The 1,990-nt window shown below is 78.1% G+C and carries 1 protein-coding gene; it reads right to left on the bottom strand.

Translation table 11 applies throughout. From position 1 onward, the window contains the following. Nucleotides 1–55: 55 nt before the first annotated feature. On the bottom strand, nt 56–1,990 hold a 1,935-nt coding region (locus GTR00_RS19845; RefSeq protein ID WP_166613273.1), incomplete at its 5' end, for a heavy metal translocating P-type ATPase.

The following is a 1,990-nucleotide window of genomic DNA, read 5'->3' as shown; positions in this document are numbered from 1 at the left end:
GGGGTGAACACCCCGCCGTGCACGATCACGCCGGGAGGGGCGGGGTCCGGGCCGGTCAGGCCGTCGTGCCCCGGAAGCGGCGCAGCCGCAGGCTGTTCGTGACGACGAACAGCGACGACAGCGCCATCGCCAGGCCCGCCACGAGCGGGTTCAGCAGCCCCGCCACCGCCAGGGGCAGCGCCGCGACGTTGTAGGCGAAGGCCCAGAAGAGGTTCGCGCGGATGGTGCGCAGCGTCGCGCGCGACAGGCGCAGGGCGTCGACGGCGGCGAGGAGGTCGTCGCGCACGAGGGTCAGGTCGGCGGCGTGGGCGGCCACGTCGGTGCCCGTGCCCACGGCGACGCCGAGGTCGGCGGCGGCCAGGGCGGGGGCGTCGTTGACGCCGTCGCCGACGACGGCGACGGTGCGGCCCTCGGCCTGCAGCCGGCGCACGACCTCGACCTTGCCCTCGGGCAGCACCTCCGCGACGACCTCGTCGATGCCGACCTGGGCGGCGGCGGCGCGGGCGGCGCGGGCGTTGTCGCCGGTCAGCAGCACCGGGCGCAGCCCGAGCCGGCGCAGCCGGGCGACGGCGGCGGCACTGGTGGGGCGCACGGTGTCGGCGACGACGAGCAGGCCGCGCGCGGCGCCGTCCCATCCGACGGCGACGGCGGTGCGGCCGGCCTCCTCGGCGCGCTCGCGGGCCCCGGCCAGGGCGGCGGGCAGGGGCTGGGCCCACTGCTGCTCCAGCCAGGCGGGGCGGCCGGCGGCGACGGCCCGGGCCACGGGGTGCTCGGAGGCGTCCTCGAGGGCGCCGGCGAGGCGCAGCAGCTCCGCCTCGTCCACGCCGGGGGCGGGGTGGACGGACACCAGGGACATCCGCCCGGTGGTGACGGTGCCGGTCTTGTCGAGCACGACGGTGTCGACGCGGCGGGTGGACTCCAGCACCTCGGGGCCCTTGACGAGCACGCCCAGCTGCGCGCCGCGGCCGGTGCCCACGAGCAGTGCGGTGGGGGTGGCCAGGCCCAGGGCGCACGGGCAGGCGATGACGAGGACGGCGACGGCCGCGGTGAAGGCGGTCTCGGCGGGGTGGCCGGTGAGCAGCCAGCCGGCGAGGGTGGCCAGGGCGATCACGAGGACGACCGGCACGAACACCGCGGAGACGCGGTCGGCGAGGCGCTGCACGGCGGCCTTGCCGGACTGGGCGTCCTCGACGGCGCGCGCCATCTGCGCCAGGCGGGTGCTCTCCCCGACGGAGGTGGCGCGCACGACCAGGCGCCCGCCGGCGTTGACGGTGGCGCCGGTGACGGCGTCGCCGGCGCCGACCTCCACGGGCACCGCCTCGCCGGTGAGCAGCGCGGTGTCGACCGCGCCGGAGCCCTCGACGACGACGCCGTCGGTGGCGATCTTCTCGCCGGGGCGCACGACGAACTCGTCGCCGACGGCGAGGGCGGACACCGGCACGCGCTCCTCGTGCCCGCCGCGCAGCACGGCGACGTCCTTCGCGCCGAGGTCCAGCAGGGCGCGCAGCGCCTCGCCGGAGCGGCGCTTGGCGCGCGCCTCCAGGTAGCGGCCGGTGAGCAGGAACACCGTGACCGCGGAGGCGACCTCCAGGTACAGCTCGCCGGAGCCGCTGGAGCGCGCGGGCAGCAGGGTGAGCTCCATGCGCATGCCGGGCATCCCGGCGTGGCCGAGGAACAGCGCGTACAGCGACCAGCCGAACGCGGCGAGGACGCCGAGGCTGACGAGGGTGTCCATGGTCGCGGCGCCGTGGCGGGCGTTGGTGAACGCCGCCCGGTGGAAGGGCCAGGCCCCCCACACGGCCACGGGCGCGGCCAGGGTCAGGCACAGCCACTGCCAGTTCGTGAACTGCCAGGCGGGCACCATCGACAGCAGCAGCACGGGCAGGGTGAGGGCGGCGGAGACGAGCGCGCGCCGGCGCAGCTCGGCGGTGCGCGCGTCGGGCGCGCGGCGCGCGGGGCCCCCGGCGCCGTCGGGGGAGCCGTCGCCGGC

It is taken from the genome of Kineococcus indalonis, assembly GCF_009906395.1.
Classification (GTDB): Bacteria; Actinomycetota; Actinomycetes; order Actinomycetales; family Kineococcaceae; genus Kineococcus; species Kineococcus indalonis.
The sequence above is the reverse complement of the archived record's forward strand: the minus strand, read 5'-3'. Positions and strand labels throughout refer to the sequence as shown.